The sequence below is a fragment of the Psychrobacter sp. 1044 genome, assembly GCF_904846525.1.
Taxonomy (GTDB): Bacteria; Pseudomonadota; Gammaproteobacteria; order Pseudomonadales; family Moraxellaceae; genus Psychrobacter.
The window spans coordinates 123,381-149,024 of record NZ_CAJHAZ010000010.1 but is presented as its reverse complement, the minus strand read 5'-3'; the positions used below and the strand labels follow the sequence as shown (position 1 = coordinate 149,024).

The 25,644-nt window shown below is 43.1% G+C and carries 21 protein-coding genes; 20 read left to right on the top strand and 1 reads right to left on the bottom strand.

The genetic code is table 11. The annotated features are described in order from the left end of the window. Positions 1 to 70 precede the first annotated feature (70 nt). The 13 genes from JMX82_RS08935 (at position 71) to JMX82_RS08875 (ending at position 13,625) form a co-directional block, all read left to right on the top strand. A complete protein-coding gene (locus JMX82_RS08935) occupies positions 71 to 682 on the top strand; it encodes a DUF3833 domain-containing protein (RefSeq protein ID WP_265089313.1) in 612 nt (203 codons plus the stop codon). Between the two features lie 264 nt (positions 683 to 946). Then, positions 947 to 1,492 (top strand): single-stranded DNA-binding protein, encoded by a 546-nt coding sequence (ssb, locus tag JMX82_RS08930; protein WP_201540265.1) that lies wholly within the window; start codon positions 947 to 949, stop codon positions 1,490 to 1,492. Between the two features lie 699 nt (positions 1,493 to 2,191). Next, on the top strand, positions 2,192 to 2,803 hold the full coding sequence (locus JMX82_RS08925; protein WP_201540264.1) for a hypothetical protein: 612 nt from the start codon (positions 2,192 to 2,194) through the stop codon (positions 2,801 to 2,803). A 114-nt stretch (positions 2,804 to 2,917) separates the two neighbouring features. Next, positions 2,918 to 3,436 (top strand): BLUF domain-containing protein, encoded by a 519-nt coding sequence (locus JMX82_RS08920; protein WP_227676509.1) that lies wholly within the window; start codon positions 2,918 to 2,920, stop codon positions 3,434 to 3,436. A 63-nt stretch (positions 3,437 to 3,499) separates the two neighbouring features. Next, positions 3,500 to 3,937, top strand: coding sequence for a BLUF domain-containing protein (locus JMX82_RS08915; protein WP_201540263.1), 438 nt, complete (start codon positions 3,500 to 3,502; stop codon positions 3,935 to 3,937). 430 nt (positions 3,938 to 4,367) lie between these two features. Beyond that, on the top strand, positions 4,368 to 4,691 hold the full coding sequence (locus tag JMX82_RS08910; RefSeq protein WP_045453321.1) for an H-NS family nucleoid-associated regulatory protein: 324 nt from the start codon (positions 4,368 to 4,370) through the stop codon (positions 4,689 to 4,691). A 346-nt stretch (positions 4,692 to 5,037) separates the two neighbouring features. Further along, positions 5,038 to 5,865 carry a type II secretion system protein N gene (gene gspN / locus JMX82_RS08905; RefSeq protein WP_201540262.1) on the top strand — a complete coding sequence of 276 codons (828 nt, stop codon included), beginning with the start codon at positions 5,038 to 5,040 and terminating at the stop codon, positions 5,863 to 5,865. Beyond that, positions 5,866 to 6,762, top strand: coding sequence for a type II secretion system protein N (locus JMX82_RS08900; protein ID WP_201540261.1), 897 nt, complete (start codon positions 5,866 to 5,868; stop codon positions 6,760 to 6,762). A 154-nt stretch (positions 6,763 to 6,916) separates the two neighbouring features. Further along, a complete protein-coding gene (gene gspD, locus JMX82_RS08895) occupies positions 6,917 to 9,163 on the top strand; it encodes a type II secretion system secretin GspD (protein WP_201540260.1) in 2,247 nt (748 codons plus the stop codon). A gap of 237 nt (positions 9,164 to 9,400) precedes the next feature. Next, complete coding sequence (locus tag JMX82_RS08890) at positions 9,401 to 9,589, top strand: hypothetical protein (protein WP_201540259.1); 189 nt, start codon at positions 9,401 to 9,403, stop codon at positions 9,587 to 9,589. A 187-nt stretch (positions 9,590 to 9,776) separates the two neighbouring features. After that, a complete protein-coding gene (locus JMX82_RS08885) occupies positions 9,777 to 10,763 on the top strand; it encodes a TatD family hydrolase (RefSeq protein WP_227676507.1) in 987 nt (328 codons plus the stop codon). 168 nt (positions 10,764 to 10,931) lie between these two features. Then, the gene (locus JMX82_RS08880) at positions 10,932 to 11,783 is read left to right on the top strand and encodes a ThiF family adenylyltransferase (RefSeq protein ID WP_227676524.1); all 852 of its coding nucleotides are present in this window, start codon (positions 10,932 to 10,934) and stop codon (positions 11,781 to 11,783) included. Positions 11,784 to 11,804: 21 nt separating this feature from the next. Then, on the top strand, positions 11,805 to 13,625 hold the full coding sequence (locus tag JMX82_RS08875) for a GAF domain-containing hybrid sensor histidine kinase/response regulator (RefSeq protein WP_227676504.1): 1,821 nt from the start codon (positions 11,805 to 11,807) through the stop codon (positions 13,623 to 13,625). Positions 13,626 to 13,932: 307 nt separating this feature from the next. On the opposite strand, the gene efp is transcribed toward JMX82_RS08875, so the two are convergent. Then, entirely contained in the window at positions 13,933 to 14,508 is a 576-nt protein-coding gene (gene efp / locus JMX82_RS08870; RefSeq protein WP_193012364.1) for an elongation factor P, read from the bottom strand. Between the two features lie 167 nt (positions 14,509 to 14,675). On the opposite strand from efp, the gene epmB reads away from it, so the two are divergent. From epmB to JMX82_RS08835, 7 genes are all read left to right on the top strand, one after another. Further along, a complete protein-coding gene (gene epmB, locus JMX82_RS08865) occupies positions 14,676 to 15,683 on the top strand; it encodes an EF-P beta-lysylation protein EpmB (protein WP_201540256.1) in 1,008 nt (335 codons plus the stop codon). 220 nt (positions 15,684 to 15,903) lie between these two features. Further along, positions 15,904 to 17,679 (top strand): hypothetical protein, encoded by a 1,776-nt coding sequence (locus tag JMX82_RS08860; RefSeq protein WP_201540255.1) that lies wholly within the window; start codon positions 15,904 to 15,906, stop codon positions 17,677 to 17,679. Positions 17,680 to 18,025: 346 nt separating this feature from the next. Next, positions 18,026 to 20,113: an EAL domain-containing protein gene (locus JMX82_RS08855; RefSeq protein WP_201540254.1), complete on the top strand. Its 2,088-nt coding sequence runs from the start codon at positions 18,026 to 18,028 to the stop codon at positions 20,111 to 20,113. 289 nt (positions 20,114 to 20,402) lie between these two features. Then, positions 20,403 to 20,867, top strand: a complete 465-nt coding sequence (locus JMX82_RS08850; protein WP_201540253.1) for a c-type cytochrome — start codon at positions 20,403 to 20,405, stop codon at positions 20,865 to 20,867. A gap of 218 nt (positions 20,868 to 21,085) precedes the next feature. Continuing rightward, positions 21,086 to 22,114 (top strand): AAA family ATPase, encoded by a 1,029-nt coding sequence (locus JMX82_RS08845; protein WP_265089312.1) that lies wholly within the window; start codon positions 21,086 to 21,088, stop codon positions 22,112 to 22,114. Positions 22,115 to 22,262: 148 nt separating this feature from the next. After that, positions 22,263 to 23,312: a DUF58 domain-containing protein gene (locus tag JMX82_RS08840; protein WP_201540252.1), complete on the top strand. Its 1,050-nt coding sequence runs from the start codon at positions 22,263 to 22,265 to the stop codon at positions 23,310 to 23,312. Next, positions 23,309 to 25,609 (top strand): transglutaminaseTgpA domain-containing protein, encoded by a 2,301-nt coding sequence (locus JMX82_RS08835; protein ID WP_201540251.1) that lies wholly within the window; start codon positions 23,309 to 23,311, stop codon positions 25,607 to 25,609. The genes JMX82_RS08840 and JMX82_RS08835 overlap by 4 nt, the downstream gene beginning before the upstream one ends. Positions 25,610 to 25,644: the final 35 nt, after the last annotated feature.

Below are 25,644 nucleotides of genomic sequence, written 5' to 3'. Positions count from 1 at the left end.
AACGACTAGATAGACAGCCATTATTAATAAGTGAACGATAAATCTTTATCTCTATTTAAAAGGAATTAATATGAGTAAGTTTACGATGTTTTCTGGTGGTGTTAGGAAAAATATTGCACCTCGAGTCATGGCCAAGCTGGCAATAGGTGCTGGTCTATCAGCCACGTTACTACTCTCAGGTTGCGCCACACAAAACATTCAGGCCTATCAGCACAGCACGCCGACGCTCGATATGCATGAGTTCTTCTCAGGTCAAATCGATGGTTGGGGCATGTTTCAAGGTCGCAATGGCGAGGTCAAAAAACGCTTTTACGTCGATATTGATGCCACTCACGAAGGCGATAATGTCATCGTTTTAGATGAGAAGTTCGCATGGGCAGATGGATCAAAATCACAGCGTATATGGCGATTGATCAAACAAGCTGATGGTAGCTGGAAAGGCACAGCAGGCGATGTCATTGGCGAGGCAACAGGGAAAGTGGTTGGCAATACCTTGCATTGGAATTACTTGTTAGAGCTACCCGTTGAGGATAAAACCTACAAAGTAAATTTTGATGACTGGATGTATCTGGTTGATAAAAACGTCATGCTCAATCGCTCAGTCATGAAAAAATTTGGCGTAGAGCTGGGTAGCGTCACCTTGAGTATGCATCGCAATAACGAGAGCAATGATTCTAAATAAGTTTATAAAGGGCAGAGTGAGTTGATAAGTCAGTAACTGGTAATAGTATTAATTCGCTTAATAAAATGGCAAAATAGCAATATCATGGTTTTTTAAACCCAAAAATTATAATATATATCTAAACGACATAGATTGTCGTATCTAATAGATAGCTTGTAGATATTTCAATAAAAATTGATTACAGTAAAATCATTAATGAATGCGCTTAGCTGCACAGTCATTAAAGCGATTCATAAAATTATTCATAAGTAAGAGGACGGTATCATGCGCGGAGTTAATAAAGTTATCATCATCGGTAACCTTGGAGCAGACCCTGAGGCACGTCAATTTAATAACGGCGGTAGCGTGACCAATATCTCGGTTGCAACGTCAGAGCAGTGGACCGACAAGCAAAGTGGCGAAAAAAGAGAAGCGACTGAATGGCATCGTATTTCTCTATTTAATCGTTTGGGTGAAATTGCCGCGCAGTATTTGCGTAAAGGCAGTAAAGTTTATATCGAAGGCAGTTTGCGTACCCGTAAATATCAAGATCCCAATGGTCAAGACCGTTATATTACTGAGATTCGCGCTGAGCAAATGCAAATGCTAGATGGTGCGACTGGTGGTCAAAGTGATAATAGCTTTGGCGGTCAAAATCAGGGTCAAGGTGGTGGCTATGGCAATCAAGGTAGTCAAAGCAATCAAAACAACTTTAACAATCAAAGCGCACCTGCTCAGCAGAATCAGTTTAATCAACCTGCTCAAAAGCCTGCACAGTCAAAGCCGACAGCAATGCCAGACGGTCCTGTCGATGATGATATTCCGTTCTAGGATATACCTTAGAGTTATCTGTTAAGAATAATCTATAGAAGACCCTGCAATTGCAGGGTTTTTTTTATGGCTAGTGATAAATGACTTAAAAAAATAAATTTTCTATAGTGCGCATAAAGGTTGTATGAGAGTGAGCGCGTTAAGAAAGATAGACTTTGTCAATTGCGATATTATCTCGCTAAAAAAGTAAAACGTTTGTTGGTTTTTAAAGTTGCGCCTTGATGGTTATTTGAAAAAATAGAAAATTAATTATCGGTTGGTAAACGATTTAGTAAGAAGATAAAACGGATAAATATTAGCCTGCGTTATTGAGTTTATCGATTTTTTTATTCTCATTATTTTATCAAGTTTTATATTGAAATTTATGAAAACTACCTTTCATATCCTATATAGACCGTCTGTTCTATTGGATTTAATTAATGCTAACGGTTCATTAAATGGGTTGATATAATCCACTCGAATCAATAATTCAAACAATATTAAATGTGGGGCTTTGATTTAAAGCAATTTTTATTAGCCACTGAAAAGTCAAAATCTGACTGTTCAATGGCTGAAATAATAAAAATTCATCTGGTCGACCGCTTACGATAGGGTTGGTTCAATGTGAAAGGTTAAAGCTGTCACGCTTTTATAATCAATTGACTATAAAAGTGCCCACCTTACTGCTATTGCTGAGTACAAAGAATGAAAGATGGTGATGTGTTTCAAAAAACTGATTTGGGCAGAGAAGAGATTAAATCTCAGAGTCTCGGCATATTGCCGCGTGAAGCGAGAACATTGCTCATTATGATCGATGGCAAACGCACGTATCAAAGCTATCTTGATACGCTTGACCGTAGCAAAATGTTTGCCGATTTTGGCGGTGTTGCACCACTATTTGAGTTGCTGTTAGGGCTTGAGTGCATAGAGATAGTGGGCGCTGATAATGCTGCCTCCCAAACATTCACTGCGCCGCAAGCACCGACGGCTGATCAGTCTCAATCATCGTCGTCTGAACGAAATATTGAGACAGAGTTTGATCGCACCTTTAATGATAAAGGTCTCAATAAAATGGCAGCATTAGGCAAGAAATCAATCAGTAGTATTTTCAAGGCTAGGTTATCTGGTGCGAGCTACGAAACGATAAAGTCAGAGTTGGCTAACTATATTGAAAAAAACGCACCACCAGTAGAAGCTTGGGGTTACTTGTTGAGTTTAGAACAATGCGCGGATAGCTCGCAATTATTGAGCTTGGTCAAAGAAATACAGAGCACTAGTAGCAGTAATTTATCACGCGGCATGAATGATTTTATCAAAAAAATTCAACGTTAATATATACGCGACTTATGTTATAAAAAAATGACTTATACCACAAATACTTGGTTATAAAAGACAGTAGCTGGGTGGGGATAAATGAAAAGTTTAGCAAACTAATTGGAGTGTTTTGTGGAATCAGCTGAGCTTTCAGAATTAAATCGTCTAAAAATGCATCATGGCGAGCATATTATTCTACGTTTAACTTATATTAGCCGTTATAACACCGACAATCCTAAAGGTGAAGTAACGCGCATCCTGGCACAAGCTCAGCAAAACAATGAGCGCAATGGTATTACGGGTGCTTTGGTGTTCAATCACAATTATTTTTTGCAAAGTATTGAAGGGGCGAGACCCGTCATTAATGAATTGCTCAGAAAACTGGTTAAAGATGATCGGCATCATGCCTTACAAGTCATTGAATGCCGTGAAGTAGAGCTGCGCCATTGGAGTAAATGGTCAATGAAGTATTTGATTCCGAGCGATGAAAACAAAGGACTTGCGCTCAAGTTTTCGACAGGTACTCAGTTTAATCCTTATTTGATGAACACCAATCAAATCATGATGTTGATTGAGATGTTATCAGATCTTCAAGAGCAAGAAGCAGCGCGCGCCGCTACGAAAAAGAAACCATGGTTTTCTATTGGCTAATTGACTGATATTTATAAACGCTAAAAAACCATCACATCCATGATTTTTTATAAGAGATAAGATATGACATCAGCAATGGAAGATGCACACATTTTGATGAGCATGACATACGCTAGCCGTGCCAACCCAGATGTATCGGCCAACGACTTCAACGAAATCTTGCAGCAAGCACAAGTAAATAATGCCGCCAATGGCATCACTGGTATGCTGACGTTTAATAAAGATTATTTTTTGCAAACCATTGAAGGGCCAAGAGCACAGATCAATCGTCTGTTATATAGTTTAATTGCTGATCCGCGTCATCATGACTTACAACTTATTGAAACACGTGAATTAAAGCATCGAGCATGGTCTAAATGGTCTATGAATTATGCTTCCCCGACTGAAAAAAATGCGGCGATTTATTTAAAATATTCGACAACGATTGATTTTAATCCCTATTTATTGAGCGCCGAAGCAGCCTATAATTTGATGAATGAGCTTAGTGATCAGCATGATTAATCAATGGCGATTTTAACTAATCGGTAGGTATATATGGAAACAATCGGTTGCTATTTTTTATGGATTTATGTTTGCTGAGTTATTCGTTTAACCGTTTTTAGGATACTGTTTATAAAGACTGGTTTTATCTTAAAATTAATAACTGTTTACGAATAACTATTAAATAAATAGTAGTTTTTCATTTACCCGATTTTACTATTCACTGACTTTTGTTATAGAAGATATAATAATCTACTGTTGTGATAGCAAGGTTTTTTGTTTATATTATCTATGCCCTTAGGTATTGTGTCTAACAATATTTTATTTGGTTGAAAAAATATCGATTTGTGACATTCATCGTTGTATTTAATGATGAATACGTCATTCTTAGTTCTTAATAGTGAATAATATCTATTAAGGTTATATTTTTTATCTTACAGTTGGATTTATTATGAGCAAAAATACCGCCATTGATTTAGAAAACCTGAACGTTGATGAGCTACGTGCCATCACTGAAAATGCCCAGCAGCTTATTGCCAAAAAACAACATCAGCGTTTGTATGACGCTTATATGCAGTTTGAGAAAATTGCAGAAGACAGCAATGCCTCTATCGAAGAGATTCTAAAAGCTGGTGAAACGCTAGAGAAAAAACGCAGCATCAAGTATCGCAATACTGACAATAACGAAGAAACATGGACTGGCCGTGGTCGCAAGCCAACGTGGTTGGTTGAAGCGCTAGCAGCAGGTCGTAGTATCGAAGATTTTGCTATCTAAATAGTGTAGTGGCTAACAAGATGATGTCGGTTTAAATTTAGCAAGGTACAATTTTTATTAAAGGCTATTTAAAATAAGCGCTCGTCTAAATAAGCGCTTGTTTAAATAAGTTCTGTTTTAAAAAAGCGCCATGTTATATCTACTCTGATCATCGGGCTTGTTTCTCATGATTTGTGTGTAATGATAGCGTTTGATCGTGATAGTCCTTTCGTCTTAGAAGCTGATAAAAGCCAGTATCTTTATTGCCATTATGTTGGTAAAAAGATACTGGCTTTTTTTCTGTCATCTGTATGCCATTGTTTGTTATGATAATGACGTTTTTGTCTTATATAAGAGTTATGCAACCGTGCCCCAAGTATCTGCGTCGTCTCATAAGCGCCCTCGTAAGCTGTGGTGGCTGGTTGGGTTTGTATTATTTGCATTATTTGCTGTGTTGCAAATGCCAGCGGCGTGGCTGCTTGAAAAGTATGCTCCCGAAACGCCTTATGTACAGCATGTGTCGGGTAATTTATGGCAAGGCTCCGTTATCTGGCAGATGCCTTTAGCAGCGACACCGCTCACAGGTACGGCAGAATGGTCGTGGCAGCCATGGCATTTGTTATTGGGTAAGATAAGTGCAGAGGTCGATATCAATTCAGCACAAACTCGCCTCAATGGACAAGTAAAAATAGGCACCAGCTCATGGCAAGTGGATAATATGAGCGGCAAGATAGCACCTGAGACGTTGGCAAGTTTGGTTGATTGGCAATTGCCCAATACACCGATTCAGGTCAATAATGTCTCGCTCAGCCGTCAGTCTGGCTCAATTGCCGCCGCAGAAAATGCTTCAACAAAAAATCCATCTGGTTTTACTCAAGCCGATGGTCAGTTGACATGGGTCGGCGGTGAGATAGGCTATCCTAGCGGTGGCAAGGTTTTTTATCTGACCATGCCTACGATGCGTGCTGAGTTAAGTGCCGAGCAAAAAAACAATAAAAACCTACTCCATATCAATTTATTAAACAATCAAGATAAGCGCTTGGGCGACTTATATATCGATGGCGATAATATGTTGGATGTCAGTTTGACGCAGCGTTTATTAGAAAGTATGCCTGAGTATAAAGGGCAAGCACCCCAAGATACGCCAGTTGTTAGTGTGCGTCAGCCGTTGCTAAATGGGCTGGGGACACGCTAGATGATGAATGTTTCTACAACTTTAAAATCTGTGCTTAACACCCTTAATCGATTCTCAGGTTGGGTATTGTTATTGGCTGTTGCTTGGTTATGCTGGACAGCGGCTCGATTACTATGGTTGTTGCTCGCAGCACCATTGGCACCGATGTTGCCACCAGCAGCTTTGCAAAATACATCGGCATCTGGCAAGGACTATAGTGGATTATTTGCTATTTTTGCAGACCCTGATCCTATTGCAGCAGCAGTGCAGCCACCGCCCAATGTCAATCTAAAAGGCGTTCTGTTAGCAATGCCAGAGAGCATGTCCTCGGCACTACTGGATGTCAATGGTGAAGTGAAAAACTATCGAATCGGTGACGCGCTAAAAGACAGTGGCTATACCCTTGTCGCTGTCGATTGGAACTCGGTTGTCATCGCTGATGCTAGTGACAAGCAAACCGTCATTAGCATGCCAGCCGCGATGCCATTAGACCAAAGTGACATGATCGCAGGTGCCGTCAGTAATCAGCGCTTGCCAGATAACAGCATGTTGCCAAACGCCCCTCAGCCTACACAAAATACTGAGGAAGAGTCCGCTGCGACAGGCAGTGACAGTAGCCCGCAATCTGCTATCGATGAGGCGGTCACAGAATTGCAAGAAAACCCCGCCAGTTATTTGAGTAGGATGGGGGTTATGGCAGCAGGGGAAAACTATCAAGTAACGCCTGCAATGCCAGCAAAGCTGCGTAATCGCCTAGGGCTTGAGCCAGGTGATAAAGTGCTAACGGTTAATGGTCAAAGCGTGGGTAGTAATCCTGCCCAAGATGCTAGTGTGCTGCAACAGGTACAGCAATCAGGTGAGGCGCAAATAGAGGTGCAACGCGGCGATCAAGTCATTACCATTCGTCAGCAGTTTTAAGCAAATAAGTTTTAAGTAAACAAGTATTTAGATAGTGCCACTTAAATAATGCCATTGTGGGCAGAATATTAAGTGAGCAAAGCAATCATTGAGCACCTTAGCACACAATAAATCCAGTACATACTAAGCGACATCACTGTAGGTAATCATCAATATGGTAAGTTTTCATAATTTTTCAGTCACGCCTCTGTACCATGTTTTGCAGCGCCTGATGCGCCTGTGTCGTCCTCTTTGCCTCGCCGTACCATTATGGGCTGCCAGTACGGGTCTTGCGAGTGCTGAGAGCTGGAAAGTCAACTTACAAGATGCCGATATCAAAGCCTTTATTAATGAGGTGGCAACCATCACTGACCAAAACTTTGTCCTTGATCCACGTATTAATGGCAATGTGACGGTGATTTCTAACAAAGCCTTGTCGCGTGACGAAATATATCAGCTGTTTTTGAGTGTGATGCAAGTCAACGGTATTGCAGCGATTGACTCGGGAACGACCATCAAATTGGTGCCAGATAATGTCGCCAAACAATCTGGCGTGGCTGTTGATTTACGCGGTGACAGTGTTGGTGAGGCGTTAGCTACTCGTGTTATTTATTTAACCAATACCCAAGCCGCAGAAGTGCTGGGTGTCATCCGTCCGCTTATGCCCCAATCAGCTCATGCCGCTGCCGTGCCTGGTGTCAATGCCTTGGTATTGTCCGATCGTGCAGATAGTCTTAATCAGCTGACGTCGCTCATCCGCGATTTAGATAGCAACGTCAATGACAGTTTGCAAGTGATACCACTACGTCACGTCGATGCTGAACGTATGATGGAATTGATTAGCGCCTTGGTTGCAAGCGCTGGTAGCGGGCAAGCACAAGGTGGTAATAACCAGCTTAAAGTCATCGCTGATACCTCTAGTGATAGATTGTTGGTGAAAGGCAGTCCGGAGATGATTGCTAAAGTCAAAGAGATGGTCAATCAATTGGACACCACGCCTACAAGGCGTTTGAGTGGTCTGCGTGTCTTTCGATTAAAATATGCCAGTGCAGGTCATATTGCAGATATGCTACGCGGATTGCTCGCCAATCAATCTATTAATAGCGCTGGAGCAACGTCCTCGTTAGAGTCTGCATCATTGAACGATTCCAGTAGCACGGGCGCTACCTTGACTAATGAGTCTAGTGGTAGCACGACTAACAACGCGCCGACCTCAGCGACCTCTGGTGCCAATTCGAGTAGTACTGGTACAGGTGTTGGCGGGCGACCTTTTAGTATTATCGCTGATGAAACCCAAAATGCCGTTATCGTTAATGCGGCACCTGAGCTGATGTTTGAGATTGAAGATGCGGTCAATCAGTTGGACAGTCGCCGCGCGCAAGTATTGATTCAAGCGGCTATTGTAGAAGTGTCAGGTGATGATGCGACCCAGCTTGGTGTGCAATGGGCGCTTGGCAATGCCAATAGCGGCTACGGAGTCGTAAACTTCAATAACGTAGGCGCGAGTGCTACAGCACTTGCTGCCGCGGCGTTGGGTGGCGGTGCCGCCAGTATCAGTGCAGCAGCAGGATCGATAGCTGGTGCTTTGATTGGTATTGGTGATAGCAGCAAAGACAGTCAGGGAAACACCCAGTTTTATGGGGCTATCTTGCAAGCGCTTGATTCTTCTACCAGTGCCAATCTGCTGTCTATGCCATCAATTTTGACATTGGACAATGAAAAAGCCAGTATTTTAGTGGGTCAAAACGTGCCTTTTGTGACAGGTTCCTTTACCACCAGTGGCAACGATTCTAGCAACCCCTTTCAAACCATTGATCGTCAGGATATTGGTATCAACCTAAATGTCATTCCTCATATTGGCGACAATGGCACCGTACGCTTGGAAGTCTCACAAGAAGTCTCATCGGTGGTACCGGGCAGTACGGGTAACGCCAGTGGTTTGATCACCAATAAAAGCCTCATCAATACGACGATTCTGGCTGATGATCAGCAGACCATTGCTCTTGGTGGCTTGATGCGTGAAAACAGCACTACGCGCCAACAAAAAGTCCCTGGCTTGGGTAATGTACCAGTCATTGGTCGACTGTTCCGCTCTGACAATGACACAACGCAAAAAAGCAACTTGATCATATTTTTACAGCCAACCATTTTACGTGATGGCAGGGCAGTCGCCAGTGTCACCGAACGCAAATTTAACCAAATGCGCGTCCTACAATTGGTCATTGATAAAAACGGTACCATCAAACAGCTGCCATTGAGCGGTACGGAAGGTTGGAATGGCGATGTTAGCGCAGATTATGAATTGATGCCGCTCAATCCCCTTGTTCCTAAGCGCGATCAGACACCAAAGTCTCAGTCTCAAGGTTTTACCAAAGTAGACAGTCCTAATAATGGTATGACAACTTATCCTTTAAACCGTTAAGAACTCAAAAAAGCGCTTTATTAATGATAGGTTAATAAAGCGCTCGCCTCCTATTCTTATAGCATGTAGAGACACGGTGTAATAAATAGACTACGCCGTACATTAGCTTGCGTATTCATAACACAGATAAACATAGCAGTTTGTATATCGCAGTATACTAATGAGTAATTGAGTAGTAAGTATGAACACTTGCTGATAAATATTGTAGATGATGATATAAAGGTAGGGGTGGAAGCAATGACAAGTCATACAAACGCTAAAAAGTGGTTTTTATTAGCAGTCGCTGCCACCGCCTTATTGGTGATTCCTCGGCGTAGCAGCCGACAAGCTGCTACCAGAGAGTTAGATGGTAAAAATGTATCAGATGAGCATTCATATGAGCACAATGCAAAAGCCAATCATGATAATACTAATAGGGCGTGTTGAAGGTCTCTTTACTTATCAAATGCTCTTTTGTTGATTGGCATTTTTTAACTGTAGAAATCATTTTAAATAAAGTTGCCATCCTAAAGTGTTCATTGACGTGATAATTGCTACAAAATGACAAATAATGTCTATTGAATGACAAATCACGGAATGCCTCGCTGAAAACTATTAATTTTGGAGTCTATCAATGACCCCTATCGCTTCACCTAAGATGATCAAACAGCCCTTACCTACTATTTATCCTCTCATTGACACGCATACTCATTTTGATGCCCCAATCTTTGATGATGATAGAGAAATACTGACGCAGCAGGCTCACAATCAGGGGGTACGCCATCTGGTATTAGTGGGTTATCTATATCAGCATTTTGAGCGGATGTATGAGACTGAGCGCCTGTTAAATACGCTGTCATTACCTACGATAGCCAATGTCGATAGACAAAAAGTGTCAAATTTTAGTATCCATATTGCGGTCGGTTTGCATCCTTTTTATATTAAACAACATACTGACGATCATTTAACCGCCATGGCAAAAAGGATTGCTGATAAACGCCCATTAGCAATCGGCGAGATTGGTTTGGACACCTTTACTGAGGCGATGAAAGCGCCTGACATATTTGCCAAACAAGTACGATTTTTTAAGGCACAATTGGACATGGCGGTAACTCATCAGCTGCCAGTGATGCTACATATTCGTAAAGTACATGCAGAAGCATTGGCCATACTAAAAGCGCATGACTACGATGCGCACAAACTTGGCGGTATCGCGCATAGTTTTAGTGGTGGGACGCAAGAAGCCAAAGCATTTGTTAAGTTGGGATTTAAGCTTGGGGTTACCGGTCAAATCACTAATCCCAATGCTAAGAAACTGCGCCGCGCCATTCAAGCAGCGGTTGATAGCTATGGCGTTGAATGTTTGGTAATAGAAACGGATTGCCCTGATATGACGCCTATCATGTGCCAAATATCTGACCATGATTCATCAGTGCCAAATCAAAACTCAGACAGTGCACGGAGGAGTACAGCCGTACATAATAGAAATGTACCTGCCAACTTACCATGGGTATTGCTAAGCTTGAGTGAGTTGCTCAATGTACAACCCGCCAGTCTTGCTAAGCAATTGTGGCACAACAGTTGCAGTGCTTTGCAAACAAAATGGGATTATCCGTCGTAGTAGTGCCACATATTTTAATCACTGACGGTTTATTGTATGGCTAGCCATTGATATGATAGTGAATGATATAGCCGTGAATAAAGAAATTGACGTAATATAAGCGCCACCAAAATAATTTAAAAGAGCATTTAATCAGTTATGATTGAAATACAACCATTTGAGCAAACAATGACAGAATCCATTGGCACCGAAGACGTTACAAGAACGGAAGAGCTTAGCGAAGACAATGTGCAGTATGAACGCCGTTTTCAAGGCACGCGCACTCTTTATGGTACGGCAGCTGTCACTACTTTTGCCGATGCGCATGTATACGTTATTGGCGTTGGAGGCGTTGGTTCTTGGGCAGCTGAGGCTTTGGCAAGAACGGCAGTGGGCACTATTACGTTGATCGATTTGGACGTATTGGTTGCATCCAATGTCAATCGGCAGTTGCCTGCACTAGACAGCACCTTTGGTGAGAGTAAAATTGCAGCGATGGCCACCCGTATTCGTGAAATTAATCCCAAAGTAACGCTAAACTTGATCGATGATTTTTTAACTGTAGAAAACGTCGCCACTTTATTGCCAAGTCGCGGTGAAGCAAAAGCCGCTATCGCTCAAGGCAGACCTATGGTTATTTTGGACTGCGTAGATGATATGAATGCCAAGCTTGCCATCGCGCTACATTGTCGTTTTAATAAATTAAAACTGGTGTGTGCAGGCGGCGCAGGCGGTAAGATAGACCCTAGTCAGATTAGGGTGAGCGACTTGCGTGATAGTTACCAAGATCCTTTACTTGCCAAATTACGCAATAAGCTGCGCCACGAAAAAGGCATTAATAGTACACTAAAAGAAAAGTTCGGGATCAAATGTGTCTACTCTACAGAGCCACCACGGGTAGATAAAAGCTGTCAAACAGGTGGGTTGCACTGTGGTGGCTATGGCTCAGCAGTTGTCGTTACATCAGTCGTCGCGATGATTATGGTCAGTGAAGCTTTACAATTATTAATAAAGCAGACGGGCATCAAGCCGAGCGTCTGATCTTATTTAATGGAGTCTATCTTGTCTATATTGAACGCACCTAAACACAGCTACCCAGTGGCGGCAGATGAAGTAGAACGCATCAATAAGCTTAGGAAGTATCAGGTGCTCAACGACAATGATGAGCCTGCATTTAAGCGTCTAATTGATCTGGCAAAGCTATTTTTTGATGTACCAGTTGTGACCATCACTTTCATGGATGAAGAAACACAGTATCTAAAATCTGTCCAAGGACTGGGCGGTGTTTGCCGCACGACTCGTGAAGTGGCTATTTGCAATTATACCGTGCTCTCTAACGACGTCTTTGTAGTACCGGACTTAGCCAAAGACAGCCGCTTTAGCCACAATCCCCTAGTGACAGAATCGCCGTACCTACAGTTTTATGCTGGTGCGCCAATTATTTTGCATGAGGACAATAAAAGCTATCGTTTGGGCTCGCTGTGTGTGATGGATATGAAGCCCAATCATGACTTTGATGAGCAAAAAGCAAAGGTGTTGGCTCAATTTGCGATGATGGCGGCAGATGCCTTGCAGCTACAGGATAAGCAGCGTGATGCCAAACATGCTAATGAGATGAAATCAGACTTTTTGGCCAATATGAGTCATGAAATCCGTACACCGATGAATGGCATTATTGGTATGGTGGAGATGCTTGGTGAGACTAAACTTAGCAGTGAACAACAAGAATACGTGGACAATATCAAAGTTTCCAATGAGCATTTGATGGCGATCATTAACGGGATTTTAGATTTATCGAAAGTAGAATCTGGGAAAATGACCATTGATTCTATTCCTGTTAACTTATCTGCATTATGTAATGAGGTAGTCAGCCTCTTTGCTGTCAAAGCACGTCAGCGAGGGCTCATTTTAGACTACCATTATACCGAGTCGTTATCGCCCTATGTACAAGGCGATCCAGTACGCCTCAAACAAATTTTAGCAAACCTTGTTAATAATGCGATTAAATTCACTCGTGAGGGTGGGCGAGTCACTATTGATGTCAAACATGTACCCAATTGTCATTGTGATGGTTTTGACGATGACAGCGCTGACCAATATCGCGCTCAAGGTATTTCGGCAAGTGATCTCAGCAAAATAGCGGCTCAAGAAGCTATCAGTAATACCATCTATCATGAAGTCATGACCTTATGCATTGAAGTTACAGATACGGGTGTCGGCATCAAAGCTGAGTCATTGGATGCGATATTTGATGCTTATGACCAAGCAAACAAATTCACCCACCGTCTTTATGGTGGCACAGGTCTTGGACTCTCGGTTTGTAAGTCTTTGGTTGATTTGATGGGCGGTTATATCGATGTGGATAGCGAAGTAGGTGTGGGCACTACGTTCAGTGTTTTATTACCGCTACCGACTATCGATGAAAACCAGTATGAGATGTGGCAAGAGTCAAATGACTTTACGATGATTGAGCCGACCCATGAGCGTGCTGGTCATATATTGTTGGTTGAAGACGATACCGTCAATGCCATTATCGCTAAAAAAGCCCTGAATAATAGTGGTCATACGGTCACGCATGTCACTGATGGGCAGCAGGCTATTGAGATTTTTGCGCTCTCACCTGAGCGTTATGATGTCATTTTAATGGACCATCACATGCCTATTTTAGATGGCGTGCAGGCCACTATTAAATTGCATGAACTCTATGATCCTCAGTCATTACCACCTATTATTGCGTTGACCGCCAATGCAATGGACGGTGAGCGCGAAAAGTATTTAAAAGTTGGGATGCAAGATTACTGTACCAAGCCTTTTAAACAAGAGCAGTTGAATGCATTGGTACAATATTGGCTGATACAGAAACATTCATCAGCAGAAGAGTAGTGGTTTGGTAGGTATTTATAGAAGGTTATTTATCATCGCTGTCATCAATGGCGACAGTTCATCCACTATAAAAAAACCACAGCGCTGACCTTGTTTGACATACCCCATATCGACTTTTACTCGGTTGTTTTGGAATACTTTTCAATCAAATTAACTACAGAGACAGTATTAAAGACAATATTCATAAATAAAAAAAGCTGAACCGCTTTATCAGTGGTTCAGCTTTTTTGTGGAATAACAGCTAGAGGCTAACTGTTAAGTTCTATTATATAAGTCCTATTATGTCGAGCGCTATAATTTTTACATGCTATTGGCTAACGCGAGTTTGATAGTCACCTGTACGAGTATCAACACGTACGACTTCGTCTTGTTGTACAAACAACGGCACACGGACGACAGCACCTGTCTCTAACTTGGCAGGTTTACCGCCACCACCTGAAGTATCACCACGCACACCAGGATCTGTTTCAGTGATTTGCAACTCAACAAAGTTAGGTGGTGTTACTGAAAGAGGAGTGCCATTGAATAAAGTGATGGTACATAGTGCATTACTGTTTTCTTTTAGCCACTTTATTGAATCGCCCATCGCTGTTTTGTCCGCTTGAATCTGCTCAAAACTTTCAGGGTGCATGAAATGCCAAAACTCACCATCGTTATATAGATAGTTCATTTCAGTGTCCATGACATCAGCAGCTTCTAAGCTATCGCCTGACTTAAAGGTTTGTTCCAATACTTTACCACTACGAAGGTTGCGCAATTTAACACGGTTAAAGGCTTGACCTTTACCTGGTTTGACAAACTCGTTTTCAAGAATGGCACAAGGGTTGCCATCGAGCATGACTTTTAGACCAGCTTTAAATTCATTAGTAGAAAAACTTGCCACAAGAAACTCCTAGGGGTTATAAATAGGGTGGTAGATAAGGGAATGAATAGCTTGCTGCGTTAAAATCGCTTATTACGCTAAGTGTTTAAAGGATAGGTCGTATGCTTTGATAGGCTACGCACTAAGCGCGTATAATAGCGACTTTTGGGCACAGGTATTAGGTTGTCATGATAAACCATTTAATCACACAAAAAAACTGGCAAACGCAATTATCCGAGGCCATTACGTCTATCGATGAGCTGTTAAGCATCCTAAGGCTAGAATCATTGCGTGCAGAGGTTTATGTACCTAAGCATTTTGAGCTGCGCGTACCACGTGGATTTGTGGCAAAAATGAGTATCGGCGATAGCAATGATCCTTTACTGAGACAAGTATTGCCTGATCAACGCGAGCAAATCAAGGTAACGGGCTATGTGGCAGATCCCTTGAGCGAGAATACGCAAAATCCAGTCAAAGGTATGCTGCATAAGTACCAATCCAGAGTATTATTGACCGTGACAGGTGCTTGTGCCATTCATTGTCGTTACTGTTTCCGTCAGCATTTTGACTATAGTGCCAATATGCCGACGGCTGAGGCCAAAGAAAATATCATTGATTACATTACTGCACACCCCGAGATTAATGAGGTGATTTTGAGTGGCGGTGATCCACTGAATGTGACAAATAGACGCCTGTTTGCTTGGCTAGATACTTTAGAGTCACTCCCGCAATTGACCACTATTCGATTACATACGCGCTTGCCGCTGGTCATACCAGCGCGTTTGGATGATGCGTTATTGACCAGACTGTCTCAAAGTCGCTGTCATATTGTGATGGTCATCCACTGTAATCATGCCAATGAAATCGATGCCTTAACAGCAGAGCATCTGCAACGTGCTCGAGCGGCTGGCATCACTTTATTAAATCAAGCGGTGCTATTAAAAGGCATCAATGATAGCGTTGAGGTTCAGACGCAATTAAGCCAACGTTTATTTTCTGCTGGTGTGTTGCCTTATTATTTGCACGTACTGGATAAAGTGGCTGGAGCCGCACATTTCGATAATGATGAGCGCTTCGCAATTGAGCTGTATTGGTCATTGTTGGCAGCACTCCCTGGTTATCTGGTACCCAAGCTGGTCAGAGAGCTACCAAATAAACCTTTCAAAGTACCGATTGATATTTACAATGATCGTTAATATAGGCACTATGGTATATTGAAAAATTAGTGAACAAAGCGTGGTTTTTAGAAGATGGGCGTGCGGTTAGATGATGCTATAGAACTTAATCGTTACTAAAAATGGGTGCTGTCGATTTCGATGGTTGCTGCTGATTTGTATCTTTTATCTTGTGTTGTTGCATACGGCATGGTTGAATATTTGCCTCCTGCCAAGTTACTCAAGGTTACTAGGAATACTGATGATAACTTTATCGACGTTTCAAGAGCACCTATCTTCTACAGAGGCATTGCCACTAGTTTCTAAGCGATCCGCTAATGGCCAAGAAGGTTATTTGCTAAAGTTGTTGGCAGCGTTACCTTCGCAAACGCAAGCACAGCAAGCTGAACAATTAGCAAAAATACTTACGGTACTACGTGTGGCCAATATCGATGATTCGCAACGTCTTACCCTTATGGCGACGGTGATAGACGCCTCAGATCAGTTAATTGCCACTTTGCGACAGTCTTATATTTATGAGACAGGTGCGCTTAGTGACATTCAAATGGGTTATGTGGCTCAAATAAAGTCGCTATATTATTCAATGATTATGGTCTATGACAGAGTGATACGTCATAAAACTTCATTGCTCAATAATCAGCGAAAATACGCTGCAAGTAATGGCTGGCAGCGCTATTTTAATGGTGATAAGTCCTCATCAACGACACTCGCCATTGCTATTTACCAGACGCTGCTGATGTACCAGAAGCTATTGGGCGAAGAAGCATTGTGCTATCAAAAACCCTCATCTTACTTATGGCACAAAATCAATCAGCTGTATTACCTTGCTTATCAGTATCATGCGGCTGAGATTAATATGAGTGTTACGGCAGGCACCCAGCGTGCCAAGACGGTTCATCAGCTGTATTGCCAAATTTGTTTATACAGTCTATTAAATGTACGTGCCATGCGTCGTCCCAATATTCTGCTCGTCCAACGTTTGTTACCTGAATGGGCTAAGCATATCGTTGCGACGATTGAGCCAACCACTGAGACCCGCGTGTTCGTTGATTTACAAAGTGACAATCCGCCAACTTACCTGACGGCCAGCTCTACAATTAACCCATACGACGATCGCTATCACTGTTTATTTATAGAAATTGCCCCGCTGGTTGAGTATCTTAAACGACGCAAACAGGCTTTAGTTAAGGAAGGGGGTGACGGCGTTGAGAGTCATTTGCTTAATAAAATAGCGATGACGCTCAATTACCGCTATTTACAGCCGCCGCTCACCCTAGCGACTAAACATAGTGCGAAAGAAGACGCTGTTTTGATTACAGGTTTTAATAATATTCATTATCGGGTGAGCCATTCACATAGCTTTACCAGTTTAATCGCTATAAAAGAGTTACCAGATGAGCAGCGTCCTCGTTATGATACCGTGAATAAAAAACAAGACAGCAGCCACGTATTAGCCAGTGAAACCTTTGATCGTAATGATGATTTGTCGCTATTTCGCACCCTGCGACTATCACCAACAGTAGATACTTTAAATAAAGACCACTTTCATAAAGATCGCTTTCATGAAGAAAGTGTTCATGAAAATAGCCTTAATATAGTAGCTGATGATAATGCATCTGCGACGACTGCACCGCCAGCATTACATATGATGAGCCTTTTTTTAGTCTGTCGATCTGATACAATCACGCCGCCTGATTGGTCGATGGGCGTGGCGCGCTGGCTTGATTTTGATAGCAAAAACCCAGAGATCGAGTGGCAAGTACTCGGACATCAGCTAGTGGCTTGTGGCTTGCGTTTAGAAGGTAGAGAAACGCGTAGTCGCCATTTTGTGCCAGCATTTATCCTTGGTAGAGATGAGCGACTACAAACCACTGGTACTTTGATTGTACCGACTTCTTACTTTCAGACCGATGATAGAGTCATTATGCGTATTAATAGCAAACAAACCCCTTTACGTTTGGGACAGAGGTTGCTGATTACGGATGAATTCAGCCAGTATGAGGTGGTGCAGCTGTAGTTTGTTTGAGCGTCTATGGGAAAGTTGTCAGATCGTAATGTCAATAAATGCTGGTTTAAAGGTTACTTTATTGAATTTTTTTATTCGATAATAGCAGTGAATAAATGTACTGAATAATGATGATAAGTTAGTCTGCAATCAGTCAAGTTATTGTCTATAATGATTGATACAGTTATGTTCGTTTATACGATGTTTTTGCTTCGCCAAGATGTCGCCTTGATTCGAAAGACGATGCCAATCTACTAAAAATCGCTAAGCCTATCCCTGATAGTATTCTCCTTGCTGGGTTAATGCTTGGAAAAGGTGTAGGGTATCAAACATAAAAACAAGATCCAAAAGGCTTCTTATGCGTACTCAGTCCATCTTAAACCTCTTAGTCATTGATGACGATCAGCTCTACGCTGAGCGCCTTGTGCACTTACTAGGTTGCTATTATGACACCATCAATTTAGGGTTTTTGGACGATAAAGAGGAGCTGTTAAAGTCACTTCGACAACCGTGGGATGTCTTGGTGTTTGGCAATGCTTATGATATGAGTTTCACCGATGTGGTGGGCGTCGTTCAAGAGCAAAGTATTGATTTGCCTATGATCTGCCTATTCAATGAAGAGATGGTAGCGTCCACCAATAATGATGAGGGGCTACCTGATATTATTAGCGGCACGATGGTCAAATCGCTCAAAGTAGACCAAGAAATGGCAGTAGTGATGTCTATCTGTCTACAGCATGATAATTTACGCAGTCGTCGTGAGCTTAGAACGTTGCGCCATGTTCTCTCTGAAGCAGAGCAACGCGCCAACGTATTGATTAAAAACTCTAAAAGTGCGGTCGCCTATATTGATCAGGGTATCCATATTTTTGCCAATGACCCTTATCTTCAGCTTTTTGGTTTTGAGTCGATGAATGATGCCATAGGCGTGCCTGTTGTTGACCTGATTGCAGGCGGTGATAACGTTAAGGGTTTCAAACAGTTCTTACGTCAATTTGATAAAGGTAGCCGCCAAGAAGTCGAGTTCAATTTTGAAAGTAAGCGGATGGATGGCAGTACTTTTGAGGCAAAGCTACAATTGGCAGCCGCGACCTTAGATGGCGAGCCAGTGACGCAGGTTATTATCCAACAAAACCATAATAATAGTGCGGAAGTCGCCAAGCGTTTGGCAGCCGCTGAATGCAAAGACAGCCTGACAGGAATCAACAACCGCCGCGGCTTTGAAGAACAACTGGCAATCGTGTACCAGCAAGCACGTCAAGGCTTAATGACGGCTGGGCTTTTATATATTCAACTCGATAATGTCGGTAAAATAAGAAGCAGTCTAGGTTTGCAAGGGGTAGATGCGACCGTCAAGCAAGTCGCCTATGCGTTAGATGAGCTGATATCAGACGGGCATGTGAGTCGTTTTAGTGATACCGCCTTTACCATACTGGTCGAGGATAAGAGCACCACAGAGCTTGAAACACTAGCTAAGCAAATTGGTTCACGTATCAGTGATATGCTCATTGAAGTAGATAAGCGTACGACCAGTACGACTGTCAGTATTGGTATTGTCAAAATCGAAACCAATACAGCAGAGCCAAGTATCGTGCTCGAACGTGCGATGGATGCCATCAATCAGATTATGATAGAGACCTCTAATCATGGCGGCACTTATCATTTATATGATCCAAGCGAGCATGCCAATAGTGATGATCATGCGCTTGCCGAATCTTTAGTTGATGCCATTGCCAATAGCCGTTTTGAGCTGTCATTCCAGCCAATATATGATATTAACAATGACCGAAGCGACTTTTTTGAAGTATATCTGCGGTTGCCATTGGCGGATGCGGACAATACGATATTGACGCCTGATCAATTTATGGCAGTCGCCAAGACGCATAAATTGCTCGAAAAAATAGATCGTTGGGTGCTCATCAATGCCTGTAAAAAGGTCAATGAGGTACGTAAAACACATCCTGAAGCCAGATTGCTAGTGCAATTGACTAGTGCCTCATTGATAGACAAAAAACTGCCTAGTGTTGCCAGTCAGCTTATAAAAGCGGTGGGCGGTGCAGCTGGCGTACTCACCTTGCAGTTCAACGAAAAAGACGTCTCAGACCATCTTACAGTGGCAAAAACACAGTTTGCCGCCCTTAGCCAAGTCAGCTGTCAGATGGGCATTAATAACTTCGGTTCTTCTGCTAAATCCATAGAGATTGTCAGTTTTGTGCAGCCAGATATGGTGCGTTTAGCACGCAGCTATGTGGATGGCATTGACTCAGCAGACAATTTAGAAACTGTCAAATCACTTATTATGCGTACTAATGAAGTCAATGTGGACGTATTGATGCCTTATATTGAAGATGCGGCAACCATGTCCGTTGCTTGGAGCGTGGGCGCGCGCTATTTACAAGGCTATTATTTAGAAGAACCCAGCAGTACGATAAAGGTTGCGACCTAAAGTTATTTAGGGTGCGTTTGATACGCAACTATCAACAGCGCCTATTTATGGAATACTCTACACGGCTTAATCGTTCATAAATTCTTTATCGTCATACATTACAAAAGTTTTACTCAAACTGTCCTATAAGCGTTGTTTATTGGCTTAATATGCCCCAATAAATAACGTTATGTTTTTAAAAGCAGCTATTTAGACGTGAAGAGGGTTCCACTTTGCATTTGTTTGACCCTACCTTATTATCTATATTGTTCATCTATAGCTGATATTCCTTAACCAAAGATTGCCGAAAATGCCCATCATTAATAAATATCAAATAAGCAGTATATTTTTTGCTGTTTTATCGCTCAGCGCTTGCGGAGAAAGTACGCCACCGGATCATCGTGCTGCTGTGACATTGCCGCTCTATACGGAAGGTGATGCTGATAACGGCGCGATCATTTATCAAGACGCTTGTGGTCAATGTCATCAGTTGAATGCGGGGCTCAACAAAAAAGGTCCGCAGCTGATGAATATATACGGTGCGCCCGCCGCTGAGCTAGAAGATTACACCTATAGTAACGGGCTAAAAACATCAGGTTGGGTATGGGATGCGCAAACGCTCGACCCTTATATTGCGGATGCAGAAAAAGCCATGCTAGACTCAAAAATGCTATCAAACCCGATGCCCGATGCGCAAGAACGCGCAGATGTCATCGCTTATCTGTCAACGCTTCGTGCCGCCGCGCCGATAACTGAAGATGACTCAAAGCAATAGCCAGTTTATGGCGTGTCCTTAAGCTAAACGAAAGCGACTAAATGGGCTAAAGATGGTTGAGTTTTGCTAAACCACGTCAAACAACTGGTTAATATCTTGATATTATCAGCGCTATTTTCCTTGTTTGGCTGCCATTTATCTCATTTTTATCACCATTTTTAAAATAAGAACACGCCCTAGAAACACTAATTCCATAAGAAATGAGCCAATAATTGACTATGACCCACGCAGCTATCGATAGAGCCATTACAACACCACATCCATCAGCAGCAGAGGTGATTCATAAGTCGACCTTTAGCGCTGCCGACTATCGTCACAATCAGCAAAAAATTGCCCAACTTATGGCGCAGTTAAATCAAATAGTGCTGGATAAGCCGCAAGTGGTTAAGCTTGCGCTGAGTGGTATTTTGGCAGGTGGACATTTGTTACTGCAAGATCTGCCGGGTATGGGCAAGACGACGTTGGCGCAAGGCTTGGCGCAATTATTAGGCTTGAGCTTTAACCGTGTACAGTTCACCAATGATATGCTGCCAGCAGATATCTTAGGCATGAGCATTTATGATCAAAAGAAACAGCAATTTGAGTTTCGAGCAGGTCCTATTTTTACTCAGCTGCTACTCGCTGATGAGATTAATCGCTCTAGCCCTAAGACGCAAAGCGCATTACTAGAAGCGATGGAAGAACGGCAAGTCACCCAAGATGGGCAAACCTATCCTTTGCCGCAGCCGTTTTTTGTCATTGCGACCCAAAATCCTTTGCAGCAATCAGGTGTCTATCCACTTCCTGAATCGCAGTTAGATAGATTCTTATTATGCTTGTCGCTTGGTTATCCGTCGCCTACCGCAGAACGTGAGCTATTAAAAGGTCAGGATCGCCGCGAGCTACTAAAAAATTTAGATGCGGTGCTTGATACCGAGGCGGTCTTATTAGCACAGCAAGGTGTTAAACACGTTTATGTCGCGGATGTGGTCTTGGATTATCTGCAGCGATTGGTCGCAAAGACACGAGCAAGCTCCGAGTATCATGGCTTATCACCGCGTGGAGTATTGTCGCTACAGCGTGCCGCGCAGGCTTATGCGTATGTATCGGGGCATATGGAAGTGACACCTGAGGATATCCAAGCGGTGTTTGCAGCGGTCACAGATCATCGTCTCGGTCAGCGTTTTGTCCCAGCGCATGTGACTGGTGGGCAGGCGACGCAGACAATCGCGCAACGTATATTGGCAGAAGTGGCTGTTATCAGTTAAATGATGGTTATTTAAATAGTTGTTATTACAATCACTGTTATCTGAGTATTTATTTTTCAGCTGCTTGTTGTTTCATAGCGTATTTGTTTTTAAAGCTATCACCAATTATGAATTAGAGTATCAATTTTATGGTAAGGATAGGGTAGTCATGAGCTTTTTGCCAAAAGCCTTAACCGTACCAGCCACTTCAGCATTAAGCCGTTGGTTTGCCTCGCGTGCGCCCAAAAGTGATAGTGCCACCCTCAATTTGCGTAACGTCTATATCTTTTTTAGCCGTGAAGGGACTCTATATGCGGTGTTATTAATCATCACCTTTATCGCTGGTATTAACTATGGCAATAACTTGGTGTTAGGTTTATGTTTTTATTTGGTCAGCGTCTGGCTGATCAGCTTTCATGTAACCTTTGCCCATATCTCAGGTCTTAAAGTACAGTTAATAGAAGTAACCATGGCAGAAGCGGGCGCGCCTGTTTGGGTGACTTTACAGTTGCGCAGTGCGAGCCGTCAACCGAGACGACAGTTGTTATTTAGCTTCGAGCAGGCTAATAGCAAGCTTAATAGTAAGACAGATAAAAAAGCCCATAAAAAAATCAAACATAGCGCTGATAATAAACAGTCGATACTGGTGACACGACTGCAAGGCGAGAAAATTATTCGCTTGCCAATACCGACGCAGAATCGTGGGCAGTTTGAATTACCGCGCTTAAAAATAAAAACGGTTTATCCTTTGGGCATTATGCGGGCGTGGTCCTATGTTTATTTTGCCCGTACTGCTTGGGTGTATCCAAAACCTGAAGTATTTGATTGGCAATCGCAATATGCCGTTGCCAGTCAGGAGGATTTGCCAACAGGTGGGCAATATCGGCAAGGTCAAGATGATTTTGAGCGGCTAGATAACTACGTTGAAGGCGAGTCGCTGGCACGGGTGTCGTGGGGACATGTAGCACGTGGTCAAGGCATGCTGACTAAGCACTTTGCTGATCCAGTCGGTCATGAGCAAACGTTGGATTATGCTGATATGCCAGCAGCACATCATGAGCAAAAACTGGCACAATTGGCGTATGGGGCGATGAAATTAGGTGAGCTGGGCGTGACATTTCATATGCGCTTACCCAATGATACCCAGTCTACTGCACCAATGGGTGAAGGCGACAGTTTTGCACAAGCGTGCTTGCTAAAATTGGCGAAAACGCCATGAACAACTCTGAACGATTCCCTACAAATGACGCTGAAAACACATTTATAGGTTTTCCTGAAACAAGTCCCACAAGCTTTGAGCAGTTGGCACTGGGTCAAAACGTCACTGATCGTGTTCTACAGGATAGCGCTGCAAAATGGACTCGTAAGCTATTCGCATTGCCTGCTTATTATTGGGTACTAATTGCTCAAATTACCGTTATTTTACCTCATGCGGCGCATCTGCCGTTTTGGTTGATAGGTTTTGCGGTGGTCAGCATCGCCGCACAGCTACCGTCTATAAAAGCTAAGTTTAAAAAAACAGCGCATTTAAAACGTGTCTATCAAGGCATGCAAATGCTCGGCTTTTTATTGGGGCTGGCAGGTCTATGGCTGACGTACAATACAGCGTTTGGACTGGATATGGGCGTGGCGTTTTTAGTGCTATGTCTCATCAGCAAGCTGTGGGAGATGTATAAACGGCGTGATGCTTATGTGGTCCTAAATTTATCACTGTTTGTTCTTGCTGCGCTGTTTTTGATGGATCAAGGTCTTGTTACGACTTTGGAAGTGATTGTTGGTGCAGTTATCATTTTATTGGCATTTATTGCGCTTAATGATGACGGCAACACTCGCGGTGATGGTCGCTTGCGTACTTTAGGTGTGTTGGGTATCGGGGCGTTACCATTGTTAGTCGTGCTATTTTTGTTCTTCCCGCGCTTGCCACCACTATGGTCAGTACAGCTATCAGGTCAGCAAGCAACCACTGGCGTATCCGACAGTATGTCACCCGGGGATTTTGCCAATTTGGGACAATCGACTGAGCTGGCGTTTCGGGTAGAGTTTGCAGATAATCGCCCGCCGCAACAGCAGTTATATTGGCGTGGTTTGGTGTTTAGCGACTTTGACGGTATTACATGGCGTCCTAGCCCTCAGCAACGACAATGGCGACCTGCACCGCAAATGCCATCTTGGATTGAGCACGCCTTTGCAACTGTCCCTGATGAAGTAAAGGTTGCGCCTACCAGCTATGAAATTATCCTAGAGCCGACGCAGCAAAACTGGCTATTTGGACTTGATTATCCTTTTGCCCAGCGCCAAGATGTCAGTATTACTTCAAACTTTACCTTATTAAAAGATCAGCCCGTCACTCAGCAGTTACGTTATGAAGTATTGCAATTTGCACCGATGCGTATTGATCCTGTTCTTTCGGATGAGTTGCGACGTCTGAATCTTGCCTTGCCAGCCGACGGAAATCCGCAAGCAAGAGCACTGGCCCAGCAGTTATTTGCGCAATCAGGATCAGATCCAGTGCGCTATATGGCGGCTATTGAACGCTGGATTAATCAAACAGAATTTCGTTATACGTTATCACCGCCACGGCTGAGTAATAACCGTATTGACGAGTTTTTATTTGAGACCAAAGCTGGGTTTTGTGAGCATTATTCTTCTAGTTTTACCTTTATGCTGCGCGCCGCTGGCATACCCGCGCGCGTCGTCGCCGGCTATCAAGGTGGTGAGCTGAGTCGCGGTGGTAATGTGTGGGAGGTGCGGCAAAAGGATGCGCACGCTTGGACGGAAGTTTGGCTTGAGGGTCAAGGCTGGGTACGTGTCGATCCGACGGCTTTTGTCGCGCCTGAGCGTGTCGAGCAAGGGATGGATGCGCTGACGCAGGCACAAGGAGCGGCAATGTTCGGCGATGGCGCTAGCGCACAAATCAGCTATCAGCAGTATCAAATGCTACAAACCTTACGCCGTCTGTCCGACCAAGCCAGCTACTATTGGCAAAAAGATGTCGTTGGTTACGATCAGGACAAGCAAGCTGACTCGCTACTCAAATGGTTTAACATCCGTTCAATCACGCAGCAAATTATTTGGCTAGCGGCAAGTGCTATTACCGTCATGGTGATTTTGGTCTTTGTCATTTGGCAACGTCGCCGTAAGCGTTGGCATCCAGCAGACCAGCCGCTTGCACAGTTATCAAAACGTATTGGCAAAGCGGATAAATCACTTGCTCGTGATGAAAGTGAAGGTCAGTTGGCTTGGCTTGAGCGTGTGGCAATAGCGGTTAATGACCGAGAAAATGATTCAAAGGCTGATATTAACGCTGATATCAATGCTAAAAGCAATAATAAGAGCAGTAAAGCTAGTAAGCTAACAGATAGCGGTGATTCAGACATTGCCCAAGCAAAAATCATGCAGATGAGGCAGGACTATCGTCAACTGCGTTATGGACGTCTAAGCACGCTTGGAACCAATCATAGCGAATACCAAACTATCCTGAAACAGCTTAAGAAAGATGCACGTGAATTGTTCTAATGGCTGCTCTGTGAAAGCGTTGCTTAACACATGAT

Excerpts from the sequence above, each read along its gene's own strand:
- JMX82_RS08935 (WP_265089313.1), top strand. The coding sequence starts at position 71 with ATGAGTAAGTTTACGATGTTTTCTGGTGGTGTTAGGAAAAATATTGCA.
- ssb (WP_201540265.1), top strand. The coding sequence starts at position 947 with ATGCGCGGAGTTAATAAAGTTATCATCATCGGTAACCTTGGAGCAGAC.
- JMX82_RS08915 (WP_201540263.1), top strand. The coding sequence starts at position 3,500 with ATGACATCAGCAATGGAAGATGCACACATTTTGATGAGCATGACATAC.
- JMX82_RS08910 (WP_045453321.1), top strand. The coding sequence starts at position 4,368 with ATGAGCAAAAATACCGCCATTGATTTAGAAAACCTGAACGTTGATGAG.
- JMX82_RS08900 (WP_201540261.1), top strand. The coding sequence starts at position 5,866 with ATGATGAATGTTTCTACAACTTTAAAATCTGTGCTTAACACCCTTAAT.
- gspD (WP_201540260.1), top strand. The coding sequence starts at position 6,917 with ATGGTAAGTTTTCATAATTTTTCAGTCACGCCTCTGTACCATGTTTTG.
- JMX82_RS08890 (WP_201540259.1), top strand. The coding sequence starts at position 9,401 with ATGACAAGTCATACAAACGCTAAAAAGTGGTTTTTATTAGCAGTCGCT.
- JMX82_RS08885 (WP_227676507.1), top strand. The coding sequence starts at position 9,777 with ATGACCCCTATCGCTTCACCTAAGATGATCAAACAGCCCTTACCTACT.
- JMX82_RS08880 (WP_227676524.1), top strand. The coding sequence starts at position 10,932 with ATGACAGAATCCATTGGCACCGAAGACGTTACAAGAACGGAAGAGCTT.
- epmB (WP_201540256.1), top strand. The coding sequence starts at position 14,676 with ATGATAAACCATTTAATCACACAAAAAAACTGGCAAACGCAATTATCC.
- JMX82_RS08860 (WP_201540255.1), top strand. The coding sequence starts at position 15,904 with ATGATAACTTTATCGACGTTTCAAGAGCACCTATCTTCTACAGAGGCA.
- JMX82_RS08855 (WP_201540254.1), top strand. The coding sequence starts at position 18,026 with ATGCGTACTCAGTCCATCTTAAACCTCTTAGTCATTGATGACGATCAG.
- JMX82_RS08850 (WP_201540253.1), top strand. The coding sequence starts at position 20,403 with ATGCCCATCATTAATAAATATCAAATAAGCAGTATATTTTTTGCTGTT.
- JMX82_RS08845 (WP_265089312.1), top strand. The coding sequence starts at position 21,086 with ATGACCCACGCAGCTATCGATAGAGCCATTACAACACCACATCCATCA.
- JMX82_RS08840 (WP_201540252.1), top strand. The coding sequence starts at position 22,263 with ATGAGCTTTTTGCCAAAAGCCTTAACCGTACCAGCCACTTCAGCATTA.
- JMX82_RS08835 (WP_201540251.1), top strand. The coding sequence starts at position 23,309 with ATGAACAACTCTGAACGATTCCCTACAAATGACGCTGAAAACACATTT.